Annotated in this window: 19 protein-coding genes and 1 riboswitch; of the genes, 8 read left to right on the top strand and 11 right to left on the bottom strand. The window is 55.2% G+C overall.

Translation table 11 applies throughout. From position 1 onward, the window contains the following. Nucleotides 1-4: 4 nt before the first annotated feature. Nucleotides 5-1,645 (bottom strand): signal recognition particle-docking protein FtsY, encoded by a 1,641-nt coding sequence (gene ftsY / locus FD737_RS16725; protein ID WP_160834063.1) that lies wholly within the window; start codon nt 1,643-1,645, stop codon nt 5-7. Between the two features lie 230 nt (nt 1,646-1,875). On the opposite strand from ftsY, the gene rsmD reads away from it, so the two are divergent. Next, on the top strand, nt 1,876-2,475 hold the full coding sequence (gene rsmD, locus FD737_RS16720) for a 16S rRNA (guanine(966)-N(2))-methyltransferase (RefSeq protein ID WP_058960042.1): 600 nt from the start codon (nt 1,876-1,878) through the stop codon (nt 2,473-2,475). Continuing rightward, complete coding sequence (locus FD737_RS16715; RefSeq protein ID WP_034827067.1) at nt 2,465-2,734, top strand: DUF1145 family protein; 270 nt, start codon at nt 2,465-2,467, stop codon at nt 2,732-2,734. The genes rsmD and FD737_RS16715 overlap by 11 nt, the downstream gene beginning before the upstream one ends. A gap of 27 nt (nt 2,735-2,761) precedes the next feature. Here the strand turns inward: FD737_RS16715 and FD737_RS16710 are convergent, their stop codons facing one another. After that, nucleotides 2,762-3,118, bottom strand: coding sequence for a DUF2500 domain-containing protein (locus FD737_RS16710; protein ID WP_160834062.1), 357 nt, complete (start codon nt 3,116-3,118; stop codon nt 2,762-2,764). Between the two features lie 162 nt (nt 3,119-3,280). On the opposite strand from FD737_RS16710, the gene FD737_RS16705 reads away from it, so the two are divergent. Both FD737_RS16705 and FD737_RS16700 read left to right on the top strand, forming a co-directional pair. Further along, nucleotides 3,281-3,910 (top strand): lysoplasmalogenase, encoded by a 630-nt coding sequence (locus FD737_RS16705; RefSeq protein ID WP_034827077.1) that lies wholly within the window; start codon nt 3,281-3,283, stop codon nt 3,908-3,910. Between the two features lie 92 nt (nt 3,911-4,002). Next, a complete protein-coding gene (locus tag FD737_RS16700; RefSeq protein WP_160834061.1) occupies nt 4,003-6,279 on the top strand; it encodes a zinc/cadmium/mercury/lead-transporting ATPase in 2,277 nt (758 codons plus the stop codon). On the opposite strand, the gene tusA is transcribed toward FD737_RS16700, so the two are convergent. After that, nucleotides 6,276-6,524 (bottom strand): sulfurtransferase TusA, encoded by a 249-nt coding sequence (gene tusA, locus FD737_RS16695; RefSeq protein ID WP_034827082.1) that lies wholly within the window; start codon nt 6,522-6,524, stop codon nt 6,276-6,278. The genes FD737_RS16700 and tusA overlap by 4 nt on opposite strands. A 307-nt stretch (nt 6,525-6,831) precedes the next feature. On the opposite strand from tusA, the gene FD737_RS16690 reads away from it, so the two are divergent. Together FD737_RS16690 and FD737_RS16685 are read left to right on the top strand one after the other, a co-directional pair. Further along, a complete protein-coding gene (locus FD737_RS16690) occupies nt 6,832-7,497 on the top strand; it encodes a 7-cyano-7-deazaguanine/7-aminomethyl-7-deazaguanine transporter (protein WP_034827083.1) in 666 nt (221 codons plus the stop codon). A gap of 125 nt (nt 7,498-7,622) precedes the next feature. Next, nucleotides 7,623-8,180, top strand: coding sequence for a DcrB family lipoprotein (locus tag FD737_RS16685; protein WP_160834060.1), 558 nt, complete (start codon nt 7,623-7,625; stop codon nt 8,178-8,180). Nucleotides 8,181-8,268: 88 nt separating this feature from the next. Here FD737_RS16685 and glgP read toward each other — a convergent pair whose 3' ends face one another. The 6 genes from glgP to asd form a co-directional block, all read right to left on the bottom strand. Continuing rightward, complete coding sequence (gene glgP / locus FD737_RS16680) at nt 8,269-10,716, bottom strand: glycogen phosphorylase (RefSeq protein WP_160834059.1); 2,448 nt, start codon at nt 10,714-10,716, stop codon at nt 8,269-8,271. Nucleotides 10,717-10,737: 21 nt separating this feature from the next. Further along, on the bottom strand, nt 10,738-12,171 hold the full coding sequence (gene glgA / locus FD737_RS16675) for a glycogen synthase GlgA (protein WP_160834058.1): 1,434 nt from the start codon (nt 12,169-12,171) through the stop codon (nt 10,738-10,740). Between the two features lie 69 nt (nt 12,172-12,240). Beyond that, nucleotides 12,241-13,524 (bottom strand): glucose-1-phosphate adenylyltransferase, encoded by a 1,284-nt coding sequence (gene glgC, locus FD737_RS16670; RefSeq protein WP_097118916.1) that lies wholly within the window; start codon nt 13,522-13,524, stop codon nt 12,241-12,243. Between the two features lie 10 nt (nt 13,525-13,534). Then, nucleotides 13,535-15,514 carry a glycogen debranching protein GlgX gene (glgX, locus tag FD737_RS16665; protein ID WP_160834057.1) on the bottom strand — a complete coding sequence of 660 codons (1,980 nt, stop codon included), beginning with the start codon at nt 15,512-15,514 and terminating at the stop codon, nt 13,535-13,537. Then, nucleotides 15,514-17,700: a 1,4-alpha-glucan branching enzyme gene (glgB, locus tag FD737_RS16660; protein WP_160834056.1), complete on the bottom strand. Its 2,187-nt coding sequence runs from the start codon at nt 17,698-17,700 to the stop codon at nt 15,514-15,516. Before glgB ends, glgX begins: the two co-directional genes overlap by 1 nt. 359 nt (nt 17,701-18,059) lie before the next feature. Beyond that, nucleotides 18,060-19,169 (bottom strand): aspartate-semialdehyde dehydrogenase, encoded by a 1,110-nt coding sequence (gene asd, locus FD737_RS16655; RefSeq protein WP_097118913.1) that lies wholly within the window; start codon nt 19,167-19,169, stop codon nt 18,060-18,062. 321 nt (nt 19,170-19,490) lie between these two features. On the opposite strand from asd, the gene FD737_RS16650 reads away from it, so the two are divergent. Beyond that, a complete protein-coding gene (locus tag FD737_RS16650; RefSeq protein ID WP_034827091.1) occupies nt 19,491-20,084 on the top strand; it encodes a YhgN family NAAT transporter in 594 nt (197 codons plus the stop codon). Nucleotides 20,085-20,126: 42 nt separating this feature from the next. Here FD737_RS16650 and panS read toward each other — a convergent pair whose 3' ends face one another. Further along, complete coding sequence (panS, locus tag FD737_RS16645; RefSeq protein ID WP_160834055.1) at nt 20,127-21,050, bottom strand: ketopantoate/pantoate/pantothenate transporter PanS; 924 nt, start codon at nt 21,048-21,050, stop codon at nt 20,127-20,129. 284 nt (nt 21,051-21,334) lie between these two features. Next, on the bottom strand, nt 21,335-22,690 hold the full coding sequence (lysC, locus tag FD737_RS16640) for a lysine-sensitive aspartokinase 3 (RefSeq protein ID WP_034827106.1): 1,356 nt from the start codon (nt 22,688-22,690) through the stop codon (nt 21,335-21,337). 109 nt (nt 22,691-22,799) lie between these two features. Further along, a riboswitch (Lysine riboswitch) is annotated at nt 22,800-22,994 on the bottom strand. Nucleotides 22,995-23,388: 394 nt separating this feature from the next. Here lysC and pgi point away from each other — a divergent pair. Further along, a complete protein-coding gene (gene pgi / locus FD737_RS16630; protein ID WP_160834053.1) occupies nt 23,389-25,035 on the top strand; it encodes a glucose-6-phosphate isomerase in 1,647 nt (548 codons plus the stop codon). The last annotated feature ends 309 nt before the right edge of the window (nt 25,036-25,344 follow it).

The following is a 25,344-nucleotide window of genomic DNA, read 5'->3' as shown; positions in this document are numbered from 1 at the left end:
CCAATCATTCCTCTCGGGCAAACAGTGCCTCAATAAAGTCTGCGGCCTTAAACGGCCGTAAATCCTCGATGCCTTCCCCGACACCGATATAACGAATCGGAATGCCAAACTGATCGGCAACCGAGAAGATCACACCACCTTTGGCGGTGCCGTCGAGCTTGGTCAGCGTGATGCCGGTCAGTCCCACCGCTTCATGGAACAGTTTGGCCTGGCTAACGGCGTTTTGCCCGGTGCTGGCATCGAGGGTTAACATCACTTCATGTGGTGCATCCTCATCCAGCTTTTTCATCACGCGGGTGATTTTTTTCAGCTCTTCCATCAGATGGGCTTTGTTCTGCAGGCGACCAGCGGTATCTGCAATGAGTACATCGACGTTGCGTGACTTCGCGGCCTGAATGGCGTCGAAGATAACGGAAGCCGAGTCAGCACCCGTATGCTGAGCCACCACAGGAATGTTGTTACGCTGACCCCAGACCTGAAGCTGTTCCACTGCTGCTGCACGGAAGGTATCACCCGCCGCCAACATCACTGATTTTCCCTGAGCCTGATATTGACGCGCCAGCTTACCGATAGTGGTGGTTTTACCCACGCCGTTGACGCCTACCATCAGGATAACAAACGGCGTTTTGCCGCCCACATCCAGTGGCTGATCAACCTTTTCCAGAATGCCGGCCATTTCACTTTTCAGCAGGCCGTAAAGTGCTTCAGCATCACGCAACTGCTTGCGGTTAGCCTGCTGCGTCAGATTGGTGATGATACGGCGCGTGGTCTCTACACCCACATCAGCAATCAGCAACTGCTCTTCCAGCTCTTCAAACAGGTCATCATCGATTTTTTTGCCGCGGAACAGGCTAACAAAACCGGAACCGAGGTTTTCTCGGGTTTTGACCAGGCTGCGCTTGAGGCGAGCAAAGAAGCCCTCTTTGGTCGGACGATCCTGCTCCTGCGTGATCAGCGGCGCTGCGGCCAGCGGTAAATCGCTGACAGTATCCTGCGCTTCGGCTTCAGCGTCTTCCGCATAGGTTTCGGCCAACGCCAAGGCTTCAAGTTCTTCGTCGCTTAACGCGTCGTCTTCCGATTCAACGGCTGCTTCTTCGATTTCCGGCTCATGCTGCGCAACGAGTGGCTCAACAGCCGCTTCCTCGATCTCTGGCTCATGCTGCCCAACCAATGGCTCAACGACCGCTTCTTCGATCTCTGGCTCATGCTGCGCAATCACTGGCTCAACGACCGCTTCTGCGATTTCCGGCTCGTACTGCGCAACTACTGGCGCAACGGACGCTTCTTCGATCTCCGGCTCGTGCTGCGCAGCAGGCGCTTCAACAATCAGTTCTTCTGCCTGAGGCTCTTCTTCGACAGGTGCTACGTCCGGATGGATTTCCTCCTCCGGTAGCACTTCCTCTTCAATTGCCGTGATCGGCTTGGACACCACCGCTTCCGGCTGTGCCCGTTGTTCTTCGGCTACGTGCTCAGTGACGGCAACCGTCTCTTCCGCCTGCGCTTCGGCGCTTGCTAACGCGCTCTCTTCAGCGATCGGCTGTTGCGCCGCTTCGGCCGGTTGCTGCTCTTCCGCAGGCTGCTGCTTCTCTTCTTCTTTGCCAAAGCCTAGCCAGGAAAAAAAGCCACGTTTTTTCTCTTTTGCCATTGTGTAACCACACTCCTCGATGGCTTATTCCCGGTAGCACGCTGTTCCCAGGGGATAAAAAATTCAATTTTTTGTTCGTGAGCGGCGTAAAAATCAGGCAATTACGCGCCCCATATCAACTCAGTAGTCTAACACTTTCCAGCCAGCGCACCACAGCACCCTTTTTTACGTTTCTTCTGCCTGCCACGCCCGTTAAACTACGCAACAAATTATGACGAGTTGTGAGCAAAATGAGTAAATCCCCCCGCAGCAGCGGCGCTGCTGGCCAGATTCGTATCATTGGCGGACAGTGGCGCGGCCGCAAATTACCGGTGCCGGATAGCGCAGGCCTGCGCCCGACAACCGATCGCGTGCGTGAAACCCTGTTTAACTGGTTAGCGCCGGATATTCAGGAAGCGCGTTGTCTCGATTGCTTCGCCGGTAGCGGTGCGCTCGGGCTGGAAGCACTGTCACGCTATGCGGCGTCTGCTACGCTGCTTGAGATGGAACGTTCCGTCGCCCAACAGCTGTCGCAGAATCTGCAAACCCTGCGTGCGACGCAAGGCAACGTCGTGCAGACCAATACGCTACAGTGGTTGAGCCAACCCGGAGAGCCGTTCGATGTGGTGTTTGTTGATCCACCATTCCGTAAAGGATTACTGCTGGAGACGCTAACGCTGCTGGAAAACAACGGCTGGCTGGCGGAGAACGCACTGATTTACGTCGAAAGCGAAGTGGAGCACGGCACGCCTGTGGCGCCCGCTAACTGGGACTTGTACCGCGAAAAAATTGCCGGTCAGGTGGCATATCGCCTTTATCAACGCCAACAGGAGACGCACGATGTGGCTTAATCTGGGACGATTACTGATGATTTGCGTCTGGGCATTTCTGCTGCTCAATCTGGTGCATCCTTTCCCGACACCGCTGCGCTACTTTGTGCATGTGGCACTGTTCTTCATGGTGATCATGCACGGCTTGCAGCTGGTTCTGCTGCGCGCGACTCAGCCGAAAGAGGCGCCAAAACTCAGTGGCGTCACGCAAGCGAAAATTTTCTTTTTTGGTGTGTTTGAACTGCTGGCGTGGCAGAAAAAGCATTACCCAAAGATGTAAGGATACGGGCCGCTGCAGCGGCCCGTTTTATTGCGCAGGCGTGAAACTGACAAAGCGACTGCCCTGCATTTTCAACTCTCCCTTCGCGCCCTTATCGATATGATGATAGTCATCGGCGCTCACCACCACCTTGATATCACTCGCCCCATTGAGTGGATGAAACCAGGCTTCGTACTTCATATCTTCAGCCACAATCTCTTCACGCTGGCGCGAACGGCGATTGGGGGAAGGAAACTCACGTTTGGTTTTCACTTCTACGCTCAGTGAGCGAATCGGTGAAGCATCATTTACCGCGGTTTCACGGCGTTGCTTAATAAACTGACGGGTCGCCAATACGGCAATAATCGCCAGAACGATGAAAAAGATTAGCGGTGGTTTGCTCATGTTTTCTCTCGCACTTTGCGTTAATGTCGGAACAGTAAAAGACGACAAAGCATACAACCAGAGTTGACCGATTGTCACATTCGTCGCCGGTAACTTACACTGAGATCGCGATTTTGGGAAAATTCATGACTCTGAACAGCACGTTCAGAAAAGGGAGAAAACATGCTTTGGTCTTTCCTTGCCGTACTTTTTTCCGGTTGGCTGTACGTTGATGCTTCATACCGTGGCCCGCAGTGGCAACGCTGGCTGTTCAAACCTGTTACCTTGCTGTTGCTGGTCGCCTGGGCCTGGCAAGCGCCCACGCTCAATACCACCGATTACCTGATTCTGGCTGGCCTGGTTGCCACTCTGGTCGGCGATGCACTGACGTTACTGCCTCGCCAGCAAATGCTCTATGCGCTGGGTGCATTCTTCCTGTCACATCTGCTCTACACCATCAGCTTTGCTGCCCACATGACCATGAGTTTCTTCTGGCCGATTCCGGTCACGCTGCTGGTGATTGGGGTGGTGGTGATTGGCATTATCTGGTCGAAGCTGGAGGATTTGCGCTGGCCGATCTGTACCCTAATTGGGATGACGCTGGTGATGAACTGGATGGCGGCAGAGAATTACTTCTTCCGCCCGACGGATTACAGCTTCTCACTATTGGTTGGCGCCGGACTGCTGCTATTAGGCAACATTATCTGGTTTATCACCCATTATCGCCGCCGTTTCAGTGCCGATAGCGCCATTGTTGCCGCTTGCTATTTCGCCGGCCACTTTATGATTGTGCGTTCGCTGTGGCTGTATTGAAGAAAAGATGACCTTTTGCTTGACTCTGGAGTTGACTCCAGAGTGTAGCATTCGGGATGCGGGCAGTGGCCCGCATTGATACCGGAGGCTCTATGCACGCCCATTCTCATTCATGCCGTTGTGGAAAATCCCACAGCAAAACCCAGCCGCTGTGCGCCATTCGCAGTGTTTCACCTACGACGCTGAAAATCTCAGCCGCCCTCCCCGCCACACCAGAAAGTGGTTGCGGTTGCTGTGACAACGACAGCGGCAGTCCCGGCGGCGAAAGCGACGCCGAAAGCGACAGGCCCTCATCCACATCTCATCAATTCCGCTGGCAGATTGCCGGAATGGATTGCCCCAGCTGCGCGCGAAAAATTGAAAGTGCTGTACAACAGCTGGCGCAGGTGCGCACAGCTCGCGTGATTTTTGCCAGTGAAAAACTGGTGGTGGATGCCGACCAGGATATTCGCCCGGCCATCGAACAGGCCGTCAAAAATGTCGGTTTTACCCTGACCTCAAACGATCCGCAATCTCAGCCCGCACCGCAACGCCGCTGGCAGGAAAATGCCGGTTTGCTGTTACTGGCGCTGCTGATGCTTGCCAGTTGGCTGCTGAGCCAGGTTTCTCCGGTATGGGGCGATCGCCTGTTTGTGATGACCACGCTGATCGGCCTGGCTCCGATTGCATTCAGCGCGTGGAAACTGCTGCGAGGCGGTTCACCCTTCAGTATCGAAACCCTGATGACCCTTGCCGCCACCGGTGCGTTGGTGATTGGCGCACATGCCGAAGCCGCGATGGTGCTGTTGCTGTTCCAGCTGGGTGAAAGGCTGGAGTCATTTGCAGCTTCTCGCGCACGACGCGGTGTGACGGCGTTAATGGCACTGCGCCCCGATACTGCTACGCGTTTGAAAGGCACGCAGCGCGAGCAGGTGGCGCTGGCCGACTTGCATCCTAGCGATACGATTGAAGTCGCGGCTGGCGGTCGTTTGCCGGCCGATGGCGAGCTGCTAAACCAGAGCGCCAGTTTTGATGAAAGTGCGCTGACGGGCGAGTCCGTGCCGGTTGCCCGTCAGCCGGGCGAAACGGTGATGGCGGGCGCCACTAGCGTGGATCGCCTGGTCACGCTGAAAGTCATCTCCGAACCTGGCCAGAGCGCGATTGATCGCATCCTACAGCTCATCGAAGAAGCTGAAAGCCACCGTGCACCGGTTGAGCGCTTTATCGATCGCTTCAGCCGCATTTATACGCCTGCCATTATGCTGCTGGCGCTGTTAGTGATGGTGCTGCCGCCACTGTTAGCGGGGGCAGCGTGGTTGCCGTGGATTTATAAAGGCCTGACGCTGCTGTTAATAGGTTGCCCTTGTGCGCTGGTGATTTCTACCCCCGCTGCAATCACCTCTGGCTTAGCGGCGGCCGCGCGACAGGGCGCCCTGATCAAAGGTGGCGCCGCGCTGGAACGTCTCAGCCGCATCCAGACCATCGCATTCGATAAAACCGGTACCCTCACACTGGGTAAACCGCAGGTGACCGAGGTCGAATCTTTCAGTGCGATGGAAGCAAATGCACTGCTGAGCATTGCGGCGGCAGTGGAGCAAGGTTCCAGCCATCCATTGGCGATCGCCATCGTGCGTGAGGCCGAAAAGCGCCAGCTCAGGCTACCGCGCGCCCGGCAGCAGCAAACGCTGGCTGGCAGCGGCATCCGTGCGCAGATTGATGGCGTGACCTATCAGCTGCTGGCACCACGCGATGCCACCACGCTCACGACCGATCAGCAGCAGGCGATCGCGCAACGGGAAGCTCAAGGTAAAACCGTGGTGGTGCTGTTACAGGATGAGACCGTCATCGGCACCCTGGCGTTGCAGGATCAGCTACGCGAGGAAGCCGTCACGGCGCTGGCACAGTTGCAAGCGCTGGGCATTAATAGCCTGATGTTGACCGGTGATAACCCGCGTGCGGCGGCGTCGATGGCGACGCAACTCAACATCGATTATCGCGCCGGCTTGTTGCCTGCCGATAAAGTGGAGATGGTGCGCAAACTGGAGGAGCAGCAGCCGCTGGCCATGGTAGGCGATGGCATTAACGACGCCCCGGCGATGAAAGCGGCCACGATTGGCATTGCCATGGGCAGCGGCACCGATGTCGCGCTGGAAGCCGCCGACGCCGCGCTGACACAAAACCGTCTGGCAATTCTGCCACGCACTATCGCACTGGCCCGTCGCACGCGCGCCATCATCCGTCAAAACATCGCGATAGCGCTGGGGCTGAAAGGCATTTTCCTGATCACCACACTGCTCGGTTTCACCGGTCTGTGGCTGGCAGTGCTGGCAGATTCAGGTGCGACAGCGCTGGTCACAGCCAACGCTTTGCGATTGCTGCGACAGCGTTAAGCCGTGCCCTTCTGAATCAGATACTGGTACGGCAGCGTTTCCGTCTGCTGTGCCAGCAACTGATGTTCCATAAAGCGGCAAAAACCGGGAATATCACGCGTGGTGGCCGGATCATCGGCAATGATCAGTAAGGTTTCGCCCGCCTGCATGGTGCGCACGGTTTTGCGCACCATCATTACCGGCTCAGGGCAGCGCAGGCCAAGGGCATCAAGCTTGTGGTCCGGCGCAGAAAAGGGATCGCTCATGATTCTCTGTCTTCATTCAAGATGGGCGCTCATTCTAGCGCGCTAAATGCTCAGCGCAAGGCGATAACGATTGCGTTAAAATTAACCATTGCATTATTTGCGCAACGCGCTAAGATGCCGCCGTTTTTTTACCAAATTGCTTAATCCTCGAAATAATTCGCGTTTTAGCAAGGCGGCAAGTGCGTGTATCCCCAGGAGCTTACATAAGTAAGTGGCTGGGGTACGCGAACTTAGCCAACGAAGCGACAACGCGAAGTATGAAGAGGATTGTTGGGTTCCCTCACCCCATTACTCAAAAAGGTCTCACATGATTGATTTCTCTGCACGTCAGCGCATGCATGCGCTGTTTTGGCTTTCCCTATTCCATCTGCTGGTGATCACGTCCAGTAACTATCTGGTCCAGCTGCCGGTTTCCATCTTCGGCTTCCACACCACCTGGGGTGCCTTTAGCTTTCCATTTATCTTCCTCGCTACCGATCTCACCGTGCGCATCTTTGGCGCGCCGTTAGCCCGTCGTATTATTTTGGCGGTGATGATCCCGGCGCTGTTTATCTCTTACGTGGTGTCCTGTGTGTTTTACCAGGGCGAATGGCAAGGATGGGCATCGCTGGAACAGGTGAATCTGTTTGTCGCACGTATCGCCAGTGCCAGCTTTATGGCCTATGCGCTCGGTCAGATTCTGGATGTCCACGTTTTTAACCGTTTGCGTCGTTTACCGCAGTGGTGGATCGCCCCTGCTGCAGCCATGTTCCTCGGCAATATCAGCGATACGCTGGCCTTCTTTTTCATCGCCTTCTACAAGAGCCCGGACCCGTTCATGGCCGCGCATTGGGTGGAGATCGCACTGGTGGATTACAGCTTCAAAGTGCTGATCTGCATGATTTTCTTCCTGCCTGCTTACGGTGTGTTGCTGAACAGCCTGCTAAAACGTCTGGCAGAGCGCTCGACACAGCGTCAGATCAATTTCGGCTAATTGCACATAGACGAAACGCCGCAGCGCGCTAAGATTTCCTGACAAACCGGCGGTTGCTTTTGACCGCCGATTCCGTTTTTATACCGGGTAGAAAGCACCTGACTGGAATCATCAAAGGGAAAAGAATGCGTAACTTAGTGAAATATGCGGGTATTGGTTTGTTGGTGTTAGGCCTTGCGGCCTGTGATCAGAAGAAAGAAGATGCGGCGGCAGGCAGCAACGGTGCCAGCGCCAGCCAGTCAGCCCAGACGGTGAACCTGATGGACGGCAAGCTGAGCTTCAGTCTGCCGGCGGGCATGTCTGATAAAAGCGGTAAACTCGGTTCTGAATCTACCAATATGCATGTGTACGCCGATGAAACCGGCCAGCGCGCAATTATTGTGATTGCGGGCGATCCGACCAACGAAGCGCTGGATGCCTTGTCACAGCGTCTGGAACAGCAGCAGCGCGGTCGCGATCCGCAGTTGCAGGTCGTTTCTAACAAAGCGGTGACGCTGAAAGATCAGCCAGCTCAGCAGTTGGATACCGTGATTTCGGCCAACAACCAAACCTCATGGTCTTCCGTGATTCTGGCAAAAGTGGAAGGCAAACTGCTGACCCTGCAGATCACTCTTCCAGCCGACAATCAGCAGCAGGCGCAGAGCGATGCTGATGCGATCGTGAAAAGCATCACTCTCAAGTAATGCTTTATAGGTGCGTATAAAAGCGCACCCTTCGAAAATCTCATCCATTGCGTTCAGGGTCGCCTTTAATGGCGACCCATTTCATACCTTACAATCTCACCGGCGAAATATGCCAAATCTCGTCCGCGTACTCCTGGATCGTCCTGTCTGCTGAGAAGTAGCCCATGTTGGCGATATTCAATGCCGCACGGCGCTGCCACTCATCCGGCTGACGATAAAGCTTGTCCACCTTATCCTGCGCATCCACATAGCTGCGATAATCGGCCAGCAGTTGATAGTGATCGCCGAAGTTCACCAGCGCATCAAACAGATTGCGATAGCGACCTGGCTCTCCCGGGCTGAATGCACCGCTAGCAATTTGCGTTAGCGCCTGGTGCAGCTCGGCATCTTCCTCATAATATTTACGCGGGTTGTAGCCATCCTTGCGCAGCTGCTCGACCTGCGGCGTGGTGTTGCCGAAGATAAAGATATTTTCCGCACCCACATGCTCGCGCATCTCGACGTTCGCACCATCCAGCGTACCGATGGTCAACGCGCCATTGAGGGCAAACTTCATGTTACTGGTGCCGGACGCCTCGGTGCCTGCCGTAGAGATCTGCTCGGACAGATCCGCCGCCGGAATAATGATCTGCGCCAGGCTCACGCTGTAGTTAGGAATAAACACCACCTTCAGCTTGTTCTTCACCTGCGGATCGTTGTTGATCACGTTGGCAACATCGTTGATCAGATGGATGATGTGCTTCGCCACGTAATAGGCCGACGCCGCTTTACCGGCGAAGATATTCACGCGCGGCACCCAATCCGCGGTGGGATCGGCTTTGATGCGGTTATAACGGGTGATGACGTGCAGCACGTTAAGCAGCTGACGCTTATATTCATGGATACGTTTGATCTGCACATCGAACAGCGCATGCGGATCCAGCACAATATCCATGTTCTTCGCCACCCAATCCGCCAGACGTTTTTTGTTGGCGAATTTGGCGTCGGAAATTTGCTCGATAAAGGCCGGATAATCGATGTGTGGCGTCAGATCGCTCAGCTGACTGAGGTCGGTTCGCCAGGTGCGACCAATCGTCTCATCCAGCACATCAGAAAGCGCCGGGTTGGCCAGCGCCAGCCAGCGACGCGGCGTCACGCCGTTGGTTTTATTACAGAAACGCCCCGGGAACAGGCGCGCGAAATCAGCAAACAGCGACTGCACCATCAGATTGGAGTGCAGCTCTGAAACGCCATTCACCTTGTGGCTGACCACCACCGCCAGCCACGCCATGCGCACCTTGCGGCCGTTGTTTTCGTCGATGATCGAGATGCGTGACATCAAATCCCAATCATCCGGATAGTATTCCTGGATGGTTTTCAGGAAGTAATCGTTGATTTCAAACACAATGCTGAGGTGGCGCGGCAGAATCTTGCCGAACATATCCACCGGCCAGGTTTCCAGCGCTTCACTCATCAATGTGTGGTTGGTGTACGAGAACACCTGGCAAGTGACCTCAAAAGCGTCATCCCAGCTGAACTTGTGATCGTCGATCAACAAGCGCATCAATTCAGGGATGGCTAAAACCGGGTGGGTGTCATTGAGATGGATAGCAATTTTATCCGCCAGGTTGTCCCAGGTTTCATGCATTTGCCAGTGGCGATTCAAAATATCCTGCACCGTGGCGGAGACGAGGAAATACTCCTGACGCAAACGCAGTTCACGGCCTGAATCGGTGGAGTCATCCGGATAGAGCACGCGCGATACGTTCTCTGAATGGTTTTTATCTTCCACCGCCGCAAAGTAATCCCCCTGGTTAAACTTGCCGAGGTTGATCTCATTGCTGGCCTGCGCGCTCCACAAGCGCAGCGTGTTGGTGGCATCGGTGTCGAAACCCGGAATGATTTGATCGTAAGCCGCCGCGATAATCTCTTCGGTTTCCAGCCAACGAACGCGCGCACCTTCATGCTGCAGACGGCCACCGAAACGCACTTTGTAGCGCGTGTTAAAGCGCTGGAACTCCCACGGATTGCCGTATTCCAGCCAGTAATCCGGCGATTCACGCTGCTGACCGTCGACAATATTCTGCTTGAACATGCCGTAATCGTAGCGAATGCCGTAACCGCGTCCCGGCAAACCGAGGGTGGCGAGCGAGTCAAGGAAACACGCCGCTAAACGACCCAGGCCGCCATTGCCGAGCCCCGGATCGTTCTCTTCGTCCATCAGTTCGCTAAGGTCTAGCCCCATCTCCTCCAGCGCCTGATTGAGATCGTCATAGATACCCATCGCCAGCAATGCATTGCCCAGCGTGCGTCCCATCAGGAACTCCATCGACAGGTAGTAAACCTGACGCACATCCTGCGACAGCTGCGCACGGCTGGAGCGCAACCAACGTTCTACCATGCGATCGCGCACCGCCAGCAAGGCGGCGTTAAGCCACTCATGGTGATTGGCGATCGACGGGTCTTTACCAATAGTAAACATCAGTTTATAGGCGATTGAGTGCTTCAGTGCGTCAACCGTAAGCGTGGGTGAGGCATAGGTGAAAGGTGCATTCATATCCAGTATCCCAATCTCTGATTACAGCAAACGTTGATAAAGATCGCGGTAGGCTTGTGCGGCCACCTGCCAACTAAAATCCATCCCCATCGCCTGCCGCTGAACGTAGCGCCAGAGAGAAGGACGGGACCAGAGGACAAAAGCACGTCGAATCGCCCGCAGCAGCGACCAGGCGTTACTGTCTTCAAAACTGAAACCGCTTGCGACCCCGTCAGCGAGGTTCTCCAGCGAACTGTCCTGCACGGTATCTGCCAGCCCGCCGGTGCGGCGCACTAACGGCAATGTGCCATATTTCAAACCGTACAACTGAGTTAAGCCGCACGGTTCAAAACGGCTCGGCACCATAATCACATCGGCGCCACCGACAATGCGGTGTGAGAAGGCTTCGTGATAACCGATCTGTACGCCGACGCTGCCTGGATGTTCCGCCGCCGCAGCGAGGAAACCTTGTTGTAACTCTGCATCGCCCTGGCCCAACAGCACCAGCTGCCCGCCTTGCGCCAATAGCCCCGGTAACGCTTCCAGCACCAGATCCAGCCCTTTCTGTTTGGTCAAACGGCTGATGACACAAAATACCGGCACTTTGTCATCCACCTTCAGGCCCATGGCGATCTGTAGTTGGCGCTTGTTCTCCGCTTTGCTCTCCAGCGTTTCCCGGTCGTAACGCGCCGTCAGCAGCAGGTCGTGCGCCGGGTCCCAAATGCCCGGGTCAACGCCATTCAGGATGCCACTCAGCCGGCCCTCTTTGAGCCGCTGCTCCAGCAAGGATTCCATGCCATAACCGAATTCTGGCCGGGTGATTTCCAGAGCATACGTCGGGCTGACTGCGGTTATATGATCGGCATAAAATAATCCCGCCTTGAGGTACGAAATTTGTCCGTAGAACTCCAGGCCATGCATGGCGAAGAAACTGCGCGGGATCTGGATTTCATCCAGATGACGCGCATTGAACAGCCCCTGATACGCGAGGTTGTGCACGGTAAACACCGTTTTTGCCGGGTGTCCACGGGCCGCGATGTAAGCACAGGTTAACCCCGCGTGCCAGTCATGCGCGTGCACCACATCGGGTTGCCAGTAGGTATCCAACCCGCTGGCCAGCTCGGCGCCCATCCAGCCCAGCAGCGCAAAACGCAGATAGTTATCCACGTAGGCAAACTGCGATGTGTCGTGATAAGGGCTGCCGGGACGCTCATACAATCCCGGCGCATCAATTAAATAAATGCCAACGCCATTGAATTGTCCAAATAATAAACGGACCGGGCCAGCAAAAGTATGCAATTCCGCAACGATCTCGGTGTCAGGAATCCCTTTACGCAGATCCGGATAAGCGGGAAGCAATACCCGCGCATCCGTACCACCCGCAATCTGAGCCTGAGGCAATGCGCCGACGACATCAGCCAACCCGCCGGTTTTCAGCAGCGGGAAAAGTTCTGAACAGACATGTAAAACCTGCATCCTGGACCCCTATTGTGTTATCGCGCGCGTTCCCCGCGGCGATTATGTGCTTGCTCGTTGCGTTCGTGGTCAGCCAGCCAATTTGGCCAGCATGGCGCGCGTCACCAAAACGATGCCTTCTTCTGAACGGTAAAAACGGCGGCTGTCTTCATCAGGGTTTTCACCAATCACCATGCCTTCCGGAATCACGCAGGCGCGATCGATCACGCAACGACGCAGACGACAGGAACGATTGATCACCACATCCGGTAACAGCACCGAAGAGTCGATATTGCAAAATGAGTTGATACGCACGCGCGGGAACAACACCGAATTCACCACCACGGAACCGGAGATAATGCAGCCGCCGGAAACCAGTGAATTCATCGTCATGCCATGGCTGCCCGAGCGATCCTGCACAAATTTGGCGGGCGGCAAGGGTTCCATATGCGTACGGATTGGCCAGTCGTGGTCGTACATATCCAGTTCCGGCGTGACCGAGGCCAGATCGAGATTAGCGCGCCAGTAAGCTTCCAGCGTTCCGACGTCACGCCAGTAAGGCTCAGCGTTTTCATCGTTCTGTACGCACGACAAGGTAAAGGAGTGCGCATAGGCTTCACCGCTGGCGACAATTTTTGGCAGCAAATCTTTGCCGAAATCGTGGCTCGATTCAGGGATCAGCAAATCCTCTTCCAATAGCTGGTAGAGGTAATCAGCGTTGAACACGTAGATCCCCATACTGGCTAACGCTTTGGTGTCATCGCCCGGCATTGACGGTGGCTTCGGCGGTTTTTCCACAAAATCCACCACGTTGTTGTCCGCATCCACCGCCATCACACCAAACGCCGTGGCTTCGTCGAGCGGCACCGGTAAGCAGGCGATGGTGCACTTCGCGCCACGTTCAGCGTGATCGAGCAACATCCGCGAGTAATCCATTTTGTAGATATGATCCCCGGCGAGAATCACGATGTATTGCGCTCGATAGCGGCGAATGATGTCGAGGTTCTGCGAAACTGCATCGGCGGTACCGCGATACCAATGCTCGGTGGATGCACGCTGCTGCGCCGGCAGCAAATCGACAAATTCATTCATCTCTTCGTTGAATAACGACCAGCCACGCTGGATGTGCTGCGTTAACGTATGCGACTGATATTGGGTAATCACGCCGATGCGCCGAATACCCGAATTGATACAATTCGACAGCGCAAAGTCGATGATGCGGAACTTGCCGCCGAAATGAACGGCAGGTTTGGCACGTTTCGCGGTGAGATCTTTCAGACGCGTACCGCGCCCGCCAGCAAGGATCAACGCCACCGTTTGTGTAGGGAGCTGGCGCGCCAGCATCAGTGGATCTGTTCTATCTAACTTAACCATGTCTGACTCCTTATGATTGCTTTAGGAACACACACACGCCGTGTGCGGGCCCGTGCCAGACAGTTGTCAGGATGGGGTTATCTTCCCCGGCGAAAGGAGGAATGGCACGCCACTCTCCGTCTGGTAAGGCAAGGTCACTCACCGATTCCGTGGCGTTGATTGTTATTAACCAGCGGCTGGAGAGCAGGATCTGCATTCTGTGCGCCCCCTGTTCCCACTCCTCATTTCCCAGTGGTTTGCCGCTGGCATTGAACCACTGCACATTGCCATCGCCCTCCTGCCACCAGCGATCCGCTGTCAGTGCAGGAATGCGCTGACGCAGCCGGATTAACGCGGCAGTGAAGTCGACCAGTCCAAAATTATCCTGATGCCAGTGCAACCATGTGAGTGGGTTGTCCTGACAGTACGCGTTATTGTTACCGTGCTGGCTGTGACCGCGTTCGTCCCCGGCCAGCAGCATCGGTGTACCTTGCGCCAACAGCAGCGTGGTCAGCAGAGCATGCACGCTACGCCGACGACGTTCGACAATATCGAAATTGACCTGTAGCCCCTCTTTGCCATGGTTGTGGCTGAAGTTGCTGCTACTGCCGTCACGATTGTCTTCGCCGTTGGCCTGATTGTGTTTATTGTTGAAGCTCACCACGTCGCGCAGCGTAAAACCGTCATGCGCGGTGATCAGATTGATACTGGCGTGCGGCAAGCGTCCCTCTCGCTGGAACACATCGCTGGAGGCGGCAAACCGCCGGGCAAATTCGCCATTATTGAGCTGGCCGTGCAGCCAGTAACGGCGCGCGGCATCGCGGAAATGGTCATTCCATTCCGCGAATCCTTCGGGAAAATTGCCCACCTGATAGCCGCCGGGGCCGATATCCCACGGTTCAGCAATCAATTTGACCTGTGACAGCACCGGACAGGCTTTAATGGCGATGAACAGCGGCGCATCCTGCCGATAGTCCGGCGTACGACCCAGCACGCTGGCGAGATCAAAACGGAAGCCATCGATATGGCAGTCCCGCACCCAATAGCGCAGCGCTTCTAATGCCCATTCCATCACCTGCGGATCGCTGAGATTGAGCGTGTTGCCGCAGCCGGTCCAGTTTTGATATTCGCCCTGCGCGTCGAGCCAGTAATAGCTGGCGTTATCCACGCCGCGCAATGAAATGTTGGGGCCAATCTCTTCCAACTCGGCAGTGTGGTTGAACACCACATCAAGGATCACTTCGATACCCGCCGCATGCAGCGCTTTCACCGCCTGCTGAAACTCCTGCAAGGGCGTTAAACCCTGCTCGCCGGAGGCATAGCGCGGATCCACCGCCCACAGCGCGAACGGGTTGTAACCCCAGTAATTGCTCAGCCCGAGTCGTAGCAGACGCGGCTCGCTGGCGAAGTGCGCTATCGGCAGCAGTTCCAGCGCGGTGATGCCGAGATGGCGTAAGTACTTCACCATAGCAGGATGGCCCAGTGCCGCATAAGTCCCGCGCAGCCTTTCCGGAATTTCCGGATGTTGCCGGGTTAAGCCACGCACGTGCGCCTCATACACCACCGTCTTGCCCCACGGCGTACGCAGTGGTTTCTCATCATCCCAGTCAAAATCTTCAGCGATCACCAGTGATTTGGGCGCAATGGCGGCGTTATCCTGCTCATCCGGCTGCTGCTCACCACCGCTAAAACGCGGATCGTCGGGAATATCCCCCACCACCGCTTTCGCGCAGGGATCCACCAGCAGTTTGGCGGGGTTAAAACGATGACCTTGCTGTGGTGCCCACGGACCGTGGACGCGATAGCCGTAACGCTGGCCGGGCTTTAATGCCGAAAAATAGCCGTGCCAGATATCCCCACTGCGCGCGGGTAGCGTAAAGCGACGCTCAACGCCGTGCGCGTCAAACAGGCACAGCTCCACCTGCTCGGCATGGCGGGAAAACAGCGTGAAGTTAACGCCGCGCCCATCGTAATGGGCGCCCAACGGCGTTGGCTGCCCGGGCTCCAGCATCAGTCGCCCTCCCGCACCAGCCAAATCGTGGCCAGCGGCGGCAAGGTCAGGCTCAGGGATTGCGCCCGACCGTGGCTCTCAATGTTATCGGTATGCACGATGCCGTGATTGCGGATATTACTGCCGTGATAATCCTGCTGATCGGTGTTCAGCACCTCACGCCAGCCGCCTTGTTGATTGACGCCAAAGCGGTAGTCGTGGCGCGCCACCGGCGTGAAGTTACTGGCAACGATGATTTCATTGCCGTCACGATCGCGGCGCACAAACACAAACACCGAGTTTTCATGATCGTCGACCACCAGCCATTCAAAGCCCTGCGCATCGAAATCAAGTTGATGTAATGGCGTGAAGTGTTTGTAGCTGTGGTTGAGATCGCGCACCAGACGCTGTACGCCGTTGTGCCAGTTGTCTTCGCCCTCCAGCAGATGCCAGTCGAGGCTCGAATCGTGGTTCCACTCACGCCCTTGCGCAAACTCGTTGCCCATAAACTGCAGCTTTTTACCGGGGAAGCCCCACATCCAGCCGTAATAGGCACGCAGGTTGGCAAACTTTTGCCACGCATCGCCGGGCATGCGATCAAGAATCGAGCGTTTACCGTGCACCACTTCATCGTGCGACAGCGGCAGCACGAAGTTTTCGGTGTAGTTATAAAGCATGCCAAACGTCATCAGGTTGTGATGATAGCGACGGTGCACCGGATCGAGTTTCATGTAGTCGAGCGTGTCGTGCATCCAGCCGAGGTTCCATTTGAACCAGAAGCCGAGGCCGCCATCTTCAGAAGGGCGTGTCACACCCGGATAGTCGGTGGACTCCTCTGCCACGCTGATGGTGCCCGGTGCCGCACGGCCCAGTGTGCGGTTGGTGTGGCGCAGGAAGGAAATCGCTTCAAGATTTTCACGCCCGCCAAAGTGGTTAGGGATCCATTCGCCCTCTTTGCGGCTGTAATCGCGGTAGATCATCGATGCCACGGCATCCACACGCAGGCCATCAATGCCAAAGCGCTCCATCCAATACAGCGCGTTGCCGGAGAGATAGTTACTGACTTCGCGGCGTCCAAAGTTGTAGATCAGTGTGTTCCAGTCCTGATGGTAGCCTTCACGCGGATCGCTGTGCTCATACAGTTCGGTGCCATCAAATTTCGCCAATCCGAAATCGTCACTGGGAAAGTGACCCGGCACCCAATCAAGCAACACATTAAGGCCGGCATCGTGCGCTGCGGCGATAAAGTGGCGGAACTCATCGCGGGTACCAAAGCGGCGCGTGGGTGCATACATGCCAAGAGGCTGATAGCCCCAGCTGCCATCAAACGGATGTTCGTTGATCGGCAGCAGTTCAATGTGGGTGAAGCCCATCTCTTTGACGTAAGGCACCAGCTGTTCGGCCAGCTCTTTGTAGCTCAGCCAGAAGTTGTTGTCGGTGTGGCGGCGCCAGGATCCCAGATGCACTTCGTAAATCGAGATCGGCTGATCAAAAGCATTGGCGGCTTTGCGCTGCGGCTGCATCTCCACCTTCGGCGGTAAACCGCAGATCATTGAGGCGGTTTGCGGGCGCATCTGTGCTTCAAAGGCAAACGGGTCGGCTTTGATGCGCATCTGCCCTGACGCATCAATAATTTCATATTTGTACAGCTGGCCATTCACCGCGCCCGGCACAAACAGCTCCCAGATACCCAGCTCACGGCGGAAGCGCATCGGGTGACGACGACCGTCCCAGAAATTGAATTCGCCTACCACAGAGACGCGACGTGCGTTCGGTGCCCACACCGAGAAACGGGTGCCGCTGACGCCATCGATGGTGGCGTTATGTGCACCTAACGTTTCATACGGGCGCAGATGCGTGCCTTCGCCGAGCAGCCAGGCATCCATTTCGGCCAGTAGAGGACCGAAGCGATAGGCATCATCGATCAGGTTTTGCTGGCCGTGCCAGGTGACCGCCAGCTGATAGCGAAACAGGTTTTTACGGCGTGGGATCACACCGCAGAAGAAGCCGCGTGAATCGAGGCATTTAAGCTGCGCGCATTTGCGTCCGGTGTTGGTTTCAATCACCCAGACTTCGGAGGCATCGGGCAGCAGCGCGCGCACTTCAAGGCCTTCGACAGTTTGGTGCATCCCCAAAAAAGAGAAGGGATCGGCATAATTCCCGGCAAAAAGGGCATTGATCGCCTGGCGATCGGGAAGCTCTGACATGACTTTCTTCCTATGATTTTGCGCAGGCGACCGGAGTGGACAATAATGCCGCCTCTGGTGCGCTGCTTTTCATTGAGCCATACGTACATCAGCAAGAGAGGACACCGTCCATGGGAGAAGATCTTTGCCGTGTACAACAACCATTCAGTTCGGAAAGCAAAAACAGTAAACAACCGGCACATCACTGTTAAATCATAGCTTGGGGCTGGCAGAAGCCAGGGGGGAAAGCAAAAAAATCTTGTCGGGCAAGCAAAAAGGGGAAGCGGATCACTTGTCAGGCGCAATTTGGGTTAAGTTTTGCAACCTGGTTGGCATAAAAAAGGCCGGGAAATCCCGGCCTGTCTGCTTTGTCGCTGCGCTTAGTCGATCAGCAAACGCAACATGCGGCGTAGCGGTTCAGCCGCGCCCCACAACAATTGGTCACCCACGGTAAAGGCGGAAAGGTATTCCGGCCCCATGTTCAGTTTGCGCAGACGGCCCACTGGCGTGGTCAGCGTACCGGTCACCGCTGCAGGGGTCAGTTCACGCATGGTGATTTCGCGGTCATTTGGCACCACTTTCACCCACTCGTTATGAGAAGCCAGCAGCTGTTCGATTTCGTTCAGCGGGATATCTTTTTTCAGCTTCAGGGTGAATGCCTGGCTGTGGCAGCGCAGTGCACCGACGCGCACACACAGACCATCCACTGGGATCACGCTGCTGGTGCGCAGAATCTTGTTGGTTTCTGCCTGGCCTTTCCACTCTTCGCGGCTCTGGCCATTATCCAGCTGCTTGTCGATCCATGGAATCAGGCTGCCCGCCAGCGGTACGCCGAAGTTGTCGGTCGGCAAAGTGCCTGAACGGGTGAAATCGGTGACGCTGCGTTCGATATCCAGAATCGCCGAAGCCGGATCCTGCAGGGATTTCGCCACGTGGTCGTGCAACATGCCCATCTGGGTCAGCAGTTCACGCATATGGCGCGCACCGCCGCCCGACGCCGCCTGATAAGTAGCGACAGAGGCCCACTCCACCAGATCGTTAGCGAACAGGCCGCCGAGTGACATTAGCATCAGGCTGACGGTACAGTTACCGCCGACGAAGGTTTTGATACCGTTGTCGAGGCCCTGACGAATCACATTGTGGTTAACCGGATCGAGAATGATGATGGCGTCATCTTTCATGCGCAGCGTCGAGGCCGCATCAATCCAGTAACCCTGCCAGCCGCTTTCACGCAGCTTAGGGTAAACTTCACTGGTGTAGTCACCGCCCTGGCAGGTGATAATAATATCCAGCGCCTTCAGCGCCTCGATATCAAAAGCATCCTGCAGCGCACCGGTCGACTTGCCGCCGAATGTCGGTGCAGCCTGACCAAGCTGAGACGTGGAGAAGAAGACCGGATTAATCACATCAAAATCGCGTTCTTCACTCATGCGTGACATCAGCACAGAGCCGACCATGCCACGCCAACCAATAAAGCCTACATTCTTCATTTTCTGTCCGTCCGGGGCGTTATCACTGTGCCCTTCGTGGTGCGAGGAAAAGACCAAGCGGAATATCCAGTTGATCTGCGTAATAATCAGGTTTACCTGCGACCTCCAACTCTACAAAATGCAGGCTTTCTGGCAAGTGAATTAATTCGATTGCGCCAACTTTTTCAGCAGTACAACTAATACTCCCCTCAATGAATCGAGGTACGGGCAGGCGGAAATTCGGAGTATCTCGATCGGCTACGCGAGTCAGCGCTCCGGAAGCCCATCGCCGCCAACGCACCTTAGTTGAAAAATGACGGGAACAAGGGATGGCTTTTACCTATGACTGAAATGATATCTGCGACCATATTGCTGCTGTTGATTATGGATCCGCTAGGCAACCTGCCGATTTTTATGTCGGTGCTTAAGCATCTCGAACCCAAGCGCCGGCGCGCGGTGCTAATACGTGAAATGCTGATCGCACTGATCATCATGCTGCTTTTCCTGTTTACCGGCGAACGTATTCTGGCGTTCCTGAATTTGCGCACCGAAACCGTCTCGATCTCCGGCGGCATCATCCTGTTCCTGATTGCCATTCGCATGATTTTTCCCTCTGGCGAAACCAGCACCAGCGGATTACCTGCAGGTGAAGAACCGTTTCTGGTGCCGCTGGCGATTCCGCTGGTCGCAGGCCCTTCGCTGTTAGCCACGCTGATGCTGCTGTCACATCAATATCCTAATCAGATGTCACATTTGGTTGGCGCATTGCTGATTGCCTGGGGCGTTACCGTGGTCATTCTGCTGATGTCAGGACTGTTTTTACGCCTGTTGGGCGACAAAGGCGTTAACGCGCTGGAGCGGTTGATGGGCTTGATTTTGATTATGCTGGCAACGCAGATGTTCCTGGATGGGATCCGCGCTTATCTAAAACTTTAGTAAATAGACAGCGGGCGGCACTTTGGCCGCCCGCTCGCAGGATTACTTCTGCTTCTTCTCAATCGGTTTGCCCGACCAGTAACCGGCCAGCAGCGAACCTGACAGGTTGTGCCACACCGAGAACAGCGCACCCGGCAAAGCGGCCAGTGGCGAGAAGTAGAGTTTGCCCAGCGTTGCCGCCAGACCGGAGTTCTGCATACCCACTTCCAGTGCCAGCGTGCGGCAGGTGGATTCGTCAAAGCCAAACAGCTTGCCGCCCCAGTAACCGCCCAGCAGGCCGATGGCGTTATGCAGGATCACCGCCGCAATCACCACCAGGCCGACAGAACCGATAAAGCCCTGAGAACCCGCTACCACTGCGCTGATAATCAGCAGAATGCAGACCATGGAAAATGCCGGCAGATAGGGCTCAACACGGCGCACCACGCTGTTCATTGAGTGGTGGATGATCAGACCCAGACCAATCGGGATAACCACGATATTAATAATGCTGAGCAGCATGCCGATCACATCGACCTGAATGTGAGTATCGACATAGAAGCGCGTCAGTAGCGGCGTGGCGAACACACCCACCAGCGCAGACACTGAAGAGATGGTCACGGACAGGGCCACATCGCCCTTCGCCAGATAGATCATCACGTTGGACGCGGTACCGCTGGCCACGCTGCCCACCAGGATCATCCCGGCTGAAAGGTCCGGCGGCATGTGGAATAGCTTAGCCAGGCCCCAGGCGGCGAGTGGCATCACCAGATAGTGCAAAAAGGTGCCGGCAATAACCGGTGCCGGACGCGTCAGCACACGTTTGAAATCATCAATATTCAGAGTGACGCCCATGCCGAACATGATCAGCATTAGCAGGTAAGTGACCCACGGCCCAATACCGAGAAACGTCGAGGGTGAGTAATACGCCGCGACCGAGAGCAGCACGGCCCAGAGCGGGAACAGGCGGGTTAATTTGGCGAGCATGGAGAGACTTCCTTAGATATTTTTTAATTTATTTCATATGCCACAGATGAAGTGCCGCGCGGGGAACGACCACAGCGACGGACGCGGGATCATAACATTTCATTATCGTGACGTAAGGCGGGAAGTCGCTGGCAGGATAAAATGCGGATCGTCTGCGGCAAAGCAGGGAAAACGGCAATGATATCCGCTGCTTTTAAGGCGGTGGACGAGATATCGCACGCCTGTAGCCTGTTAAAGAAATAAAAAAGCCGGACGATGTCCGGCTCGTTTTCAGCATGTCTGGATTAACTGCCAAACAAGTTCTTATGCAGCGCGCGCACCACTTCTTCTGCGTCTGGCGTTGGTACCAGGAAGCACAGGTTATAGCTGCTGGCACCGTAGCAAATCATGCGCAGATTAAACGGCTCAAGGGCACCAAACACCTCTTTGCCAACGCCGCAGGCTTTCGACAGGTTGTTGCCGATAATCGCCACCAGCGCCAGGTTCTCTTCCACTTCCACGCGGCACAGTGATGAGAGCTCAGTCAGCAGTGCTTGCGTCAACAAGCTTTCACCGGTGGTCGAAGAACCGGTGGTATCCAGCGTCAGCGCCACGCTCACTTCTGACGTGGTGACCAGATCGACGGAGATGTTATGGCGAGCCAGAATCGCGAACACTTCAGCCAGGAAGCCGTGCGCGTGCAGCATGTTCAGGCTGTGCAGCGTCATCAGCGTTTGCTTACGACGCAGTGCCAGCGCGCGGAACAGCGGTGGATTCTGGGTTTCATTGCACACGCGCGTGCCACCTGCAGCCGGATCTTTGCTCGAACCGACGAACACCGGAATGTCACTGCGCACAGCTGGCAGCAAGGTCGCTGGATGCAGCACTTTCGCGCCGAAGATCGCCATTTCCGCCGCTTCCTCGAAGGTGATCTCTTCGATGCGTTTCGCGGTGGGCACCACGCGTGGATCGGTGGTGTAGATACCGGCCACGTCGGTCCAGATATCCACACGCGATGCCTGCAGAGCTTCTCCCAACAGTGCTGCGGTATAGTCGCTGCCGCCACGTCCCAGCGTGGTGGTGCGCCCTTTGCCTTCGCTACCAATAAAGCCCTGAGTAACGACCAGTGCTTCTGCAACACGTGGAGCCAGTTGCGCGGTGGACAGCTCTTTCAGCGTGGCAACATCAGGCTCAGCACGACCAAAACGGTCGCTGGTGCGCATCACTTTACGCACATCAAACCATTCGGCATTGACCTGACGCTCACGCAGCACTTCCACGAACAGCAGGGTCGACATCAGCTCACCGTGGCTTACCAACTCATCGGTCAGCGCATGTGAGGTCGCCAGCGCAGTCGCTTCCGCCAGCATCAGGATGTTTTCCAGCATGCGATCAATCTCCTGGCGAATCACTTCAGGGGATTGCAGGCGATCAATGATGGCGTATTGAATGTTGCGAATTTCGTCCAGCAGGTGCGCGCGCTGCTCCAGTTCCCGGCCTTCAGCCAGAGAAACCAGCAGATTAGTCACGCCAGCAGACGCAGAGAGCACCACTAAACGGGTATTGGCATCAGAGAGCACAACATCCGCACTGCGGTTCATGGCATCAAAATCGGCAACGCTGGTGCCGCCAAATTTTGCCACGATCAGGTTTTGAGACATGTTACGAACCTCGTGTCAGATTAGCTTTCTCCCGTGGTTAAACGGAAGAGGTGATTTCAGCCTTGGCACAAGAGAAGAGCAGAATTGGACAGACAAGATCAGGAGATGAGTCACCAAAAGCACTTCACCTTGCGAAACGTCCGACTGCGGACGCTTCTGGTGACAACCCAGAGGATTCAGCCCCTGCAGCCGACAGGACAACACTCCGCGTGTTGTTCCATCTCGGCGTCGCACCCCATGATGTGTTGTCGTTGGATACGGATCCTCAAACACACTGCCTGGGCGACGCGCCTCTTCTGGCTTGCACCCAAAGGTGCAAGTCGCGGGCACAAAATACTGATTAATTTTGCTGCTGTCCAGCCTTGCAACACGTTGAAAATTCTTTTTTAGAATTACGCCAGCGCATCGCAGAACAAACGCTGGCAGCCACACCCGCCTAAAGTAGTCAACGGCGCGCAAAAACGCGGCTTTTTGCTGATGCGGCACAGGGAATTTTTTTGCCAGAACATCGACAATCACCGCCGGATTAACCTGAAACCTTGCGGCCACGGTCACAAATTTTTTCCCTTCGTTTGCAACTGTGGTCATACTGAAACCCGTTCGCGGTAGCGTATCAGCCACAAGAAATGCTTAGCACGCTGGGCCAGCAGGACGCGCCCGGCTGGAATGACGGTTCTTATTTCAACAAGAGTGTTGCCATGAAAAATATCAATCCGAAACAAACCGCAGCCTGGAAAGCGCTGCAGCAGCATTTTGACCAGATGAAATCGGTGCAGATCGCCGACCTGTTTAAAGATGATGCCGATCGTTTTGCGAAATTCTCTGCCACTTTCGACGATCAGATGCTGGTGGATTTCTCAAAAAACCGCATCACCCAGGAAACCCTCGATAAGTTACAGGCGCTGGCAAAAGAGACCGATCTGGCGGGCGCCATCAAATCCATGTTCTCTGGTGAGAAGATCAACCGCACCGAAGAGCGTGCCGTGCTGCACGTTGCTTTGCGTAATCGCAGCAACACGCCAATCATTGTTGATGGCAAAGATGTGATGCCAGAAGTGAATGCGGTGCTGGCGAAGATGAAAGGCTTCTCTGAGCGCATCATCAGCGGTGAGTGGAAAGGTTATACCGGCAAAGCGATCACCGACGTGGTGAACATCGGTATCGGCGGTTCGGATCTCGGTCCATTCATGGTGACTGAGGCGCTGCGCCCGTATAAAAATCACCTGAACATGCACTTTGTTTCTAACGTTGATGGCACACACATTGCCGAAACGCTGAAAGATCTCAGCCCGGAAACCACCCTGTTCCTCGTGGCGTCTAAAACCTTCACCACGCAGGAGACCATGACCAACGCCCACAGCGCGCGCGACTGGTTCCTGAAAACCGCGGGCGACCAGCAGCATGTCGCCAAACACTTTGCTGCGCTGTCGACCAACGGTAAAGCGGTGGGCGAGTTCGGTATCGATACCGACAATATGTTTGAGTTCTGGGACTGGGTCGGCGGTCGCTATTCACTGTGGTCAGCGATTGGCTTGTCGATCATCCTGTCAGTGGGCTTCGAGAACTTCGAACAGCTGCTGAGCGGCGCACATGCGATGGACAACCACTTCGCCAACACGCCAGCCGAGCAAAACCTGCCGGTGCTGCTGGCACTGATCGGTATCTGGTACAACAACTTCTTTGGTGCCGAAACCGAAGCCATCCTGCCTTACGACCAGTACATGCACCGTTTCGCAGCGTACTTCCAGCAGGGCAACATGGAGTCCAACGGTAAGTACGTGGATCGCGAAGGTAACCCGGTGGATTACCAGACCGGTCCAATTATCTGGGGCGAGCCTGGCACCAACGGTCAGCATGCGTTTTATCAGCTGATTCATCAGGGCACCAAACTGATCCCTTGCGACTTTATCGCCCCGGCGCAGACCCACAACGCACTGACCGATCACCATCCGAAACTGCTGTCGAACTTCTTCGCGCAGACCGAAGCGCTGGCGTTTGGCAAATCACGTGAGGTGGTCGAGAAAGAGTTTACCGATGCCGGTAAATCCGTTGAGTCTGTTGCCCACATCGTGCCGTTCAAGGTGTTCGAGGGTAACCGCCCAACCAACTCCATCCTGCTACGTGAAATCACCCCGTTCAGCCTGGGTGCACTGATTGCGCTGTACGAGCACAAGATCTTCACTCAGGGCGCGATTCTCAACATCTTCACCTTTGACCAATGGGGTGTTGAATTGGGTAAACAGTTGGCAAACCGTATTCTGCCAGAGCTGGAAAATGAATCGCAGATCAGCAGCCACGACAGTTCCACTAATGGCTTAATTAACCGCTATAAATCCTGGCGATAATTTTCCTGCCAATCTGAATAAGGCGGCTTAATTGCCGCCTTATTTCTATCAAACATGCAATAAACCTCGCAATTTTGTTATTCAGCGATCCCGTTACGGTTAGATAATTCTTAAAATGCGCTAAGGAAAATCGGAGTTTGTTTAAAATGAATAGCATGGCACTCATCAAAAAATGGATCTAATTCGCCCACCTAAAATAAGCATCTATTTGATTAATCTATCATTAAAATTAAAGCACACTCAGGAAAATCTGATTAATCCTATTCCGTACCATTTTTTAATGCAAAAGTGAAAAATGCTGCCGTGTCA

The sequence above is a fragment of the Pantoea sp. Seng genome (assembly GCF_009829935.1).
In the GTDB taxonomy this organism is placed as follows: domain Bacteria; phylum Pseudomonadota; class Gammaproteobacteria; order Enterobacterales; family Enterobacteriaceae; genus Pantoea; species Pantoea communis.
Note: the sequence above shows the minus strand (reverse complement) of the source record. Positions and strands in the feature narration are given on the sequence as shown.

Bases quoted from the DNA above. Each gene is read 5' to 3' on its own strand.
- ftsY (WP_160834063.1), bottom strand. From the start codon at position 1,645: ATGGCAAAAGAGAAAAAACGTGGCTTTTTTTCCTGGCTAGGCTTTGGC.
- rsmD (WP_058960042.1), top strand. From the start codon at position 1,876: ATGAGTAAATCCCCCCGCAGCAGCGGCGCTGCTGGCCAGATTCGTATC.
- FD737_RS16715 (WP_034827067.1), top strand. From the start codon at position 2,465: ATGTGGCTTAATCTGGGACGATTACTGATGATTTGCGTCTGGGCATTT.
- FD737_RS16710 (WP_160834062.1), bottom strand. From the start codon at position 3,118: ATGAGCAAACCACCGCTAATCTTTTTCATCGTTCTGGCGATTATTGCC.
- FD737_RS16705 (WP_034827077.1), top strand. From the start codon at position 3,281: ATGCTTTGGTCTTTCCTTGCCGTACTTTTTTCCGGTTGGCTGTACGTT.
- FD737_RS16700 (WP_160834061.1), top strand. From the start codon at position 4,003: ATGCACGCCCATTCTCATTCATGCCGTTGTGGAAAATCCCACAGCAAA.
- tusA (WP_034827082.1), bottom strand. From the start codon at position 6,524: ATGAGCGATCCCTTTTCTGCGCCGGACCACAAGCTTGATGCCCTTGGC.
- FD737_RS16690 (WP_034827083.1), top strand. From the start codon at position 6,832: ATGATTGATTTCTCTGCACGTCAGCGCATGCATGCGCTGTTTTGGCTT.
- FD737_RS16685 (WP_160834060.1), top strand. From the start codon at position 7,623: ATGCGTAACTTAGTGAAATATGCGGGTATTGGTTTGTTGGTGTTAGGC.
- glgP (WP_160834059.1), bottom strand. From the start codon at position 10,716: ATGAATGCACCTTTCACCTATGCCTCACCCACGCTTACGGTTGACGCA.
- glgA (WP_160834058.1), bottom strand. From the start codon at position 12,171: ATGCAGGTTTTACATGTCTGTTCAGAACTTTTCCCGCTGCTGAAAACC.
- glgC (WP_097118916.1), bottom strand. From the start codon at position 13,524: ATGGTTAAGTTAGATAGAACAGATCCACTGATGCTGGCGCGCCAGCTC.
- glgX (WP_160834057.1), bottom strand. From the start codon at position 15,514: ATGCTGGAGCCCGGGCAGCCAACGCCGTTGGGCGCCCATTACGATGGG.
- glgB (WP_160834056.1), bottom strand. From the start codon at position 17,700: ATGTCAGAGCTTCCCGATCGCCAGGCGATCAATGCCCTTTTTGCCGGG.
- asd (WP_097118913.1), bottom strand. From the start codon at position 19,169: ATGAAGAATGTAGGCTTTATTGGTTGGCGTGGCATGGTCGGCTCTGTG.
- FD737_RS16650 (WP_034827091.1), top strand. From the start codon at position 19,491: ATGACTGAAATGATATCTGCGACCATATTGCTGCTGTTGATTATGGAT.
- panS (WP_160834055.1), bottom strand. From the start codon at position 21,050: ATGCTCGCCAAATTAACCCGCCTGTTCCCGCTCTGGGCCGTGCTGCTC.
- lysC (WP_034827106.1), bottom strand. From the start codon at position 22,690: ATGTCTCAAAACCTGATCGTGGCAAAATTTGGCGGCACCAGCGTTGCC.
- pgi (WP_160834053.1), top strand. From the start codon at position 23,389: ATGAAAAATATCAATCCGAAACAAACCGCAGCCTGGAAAGCGCTGCAG.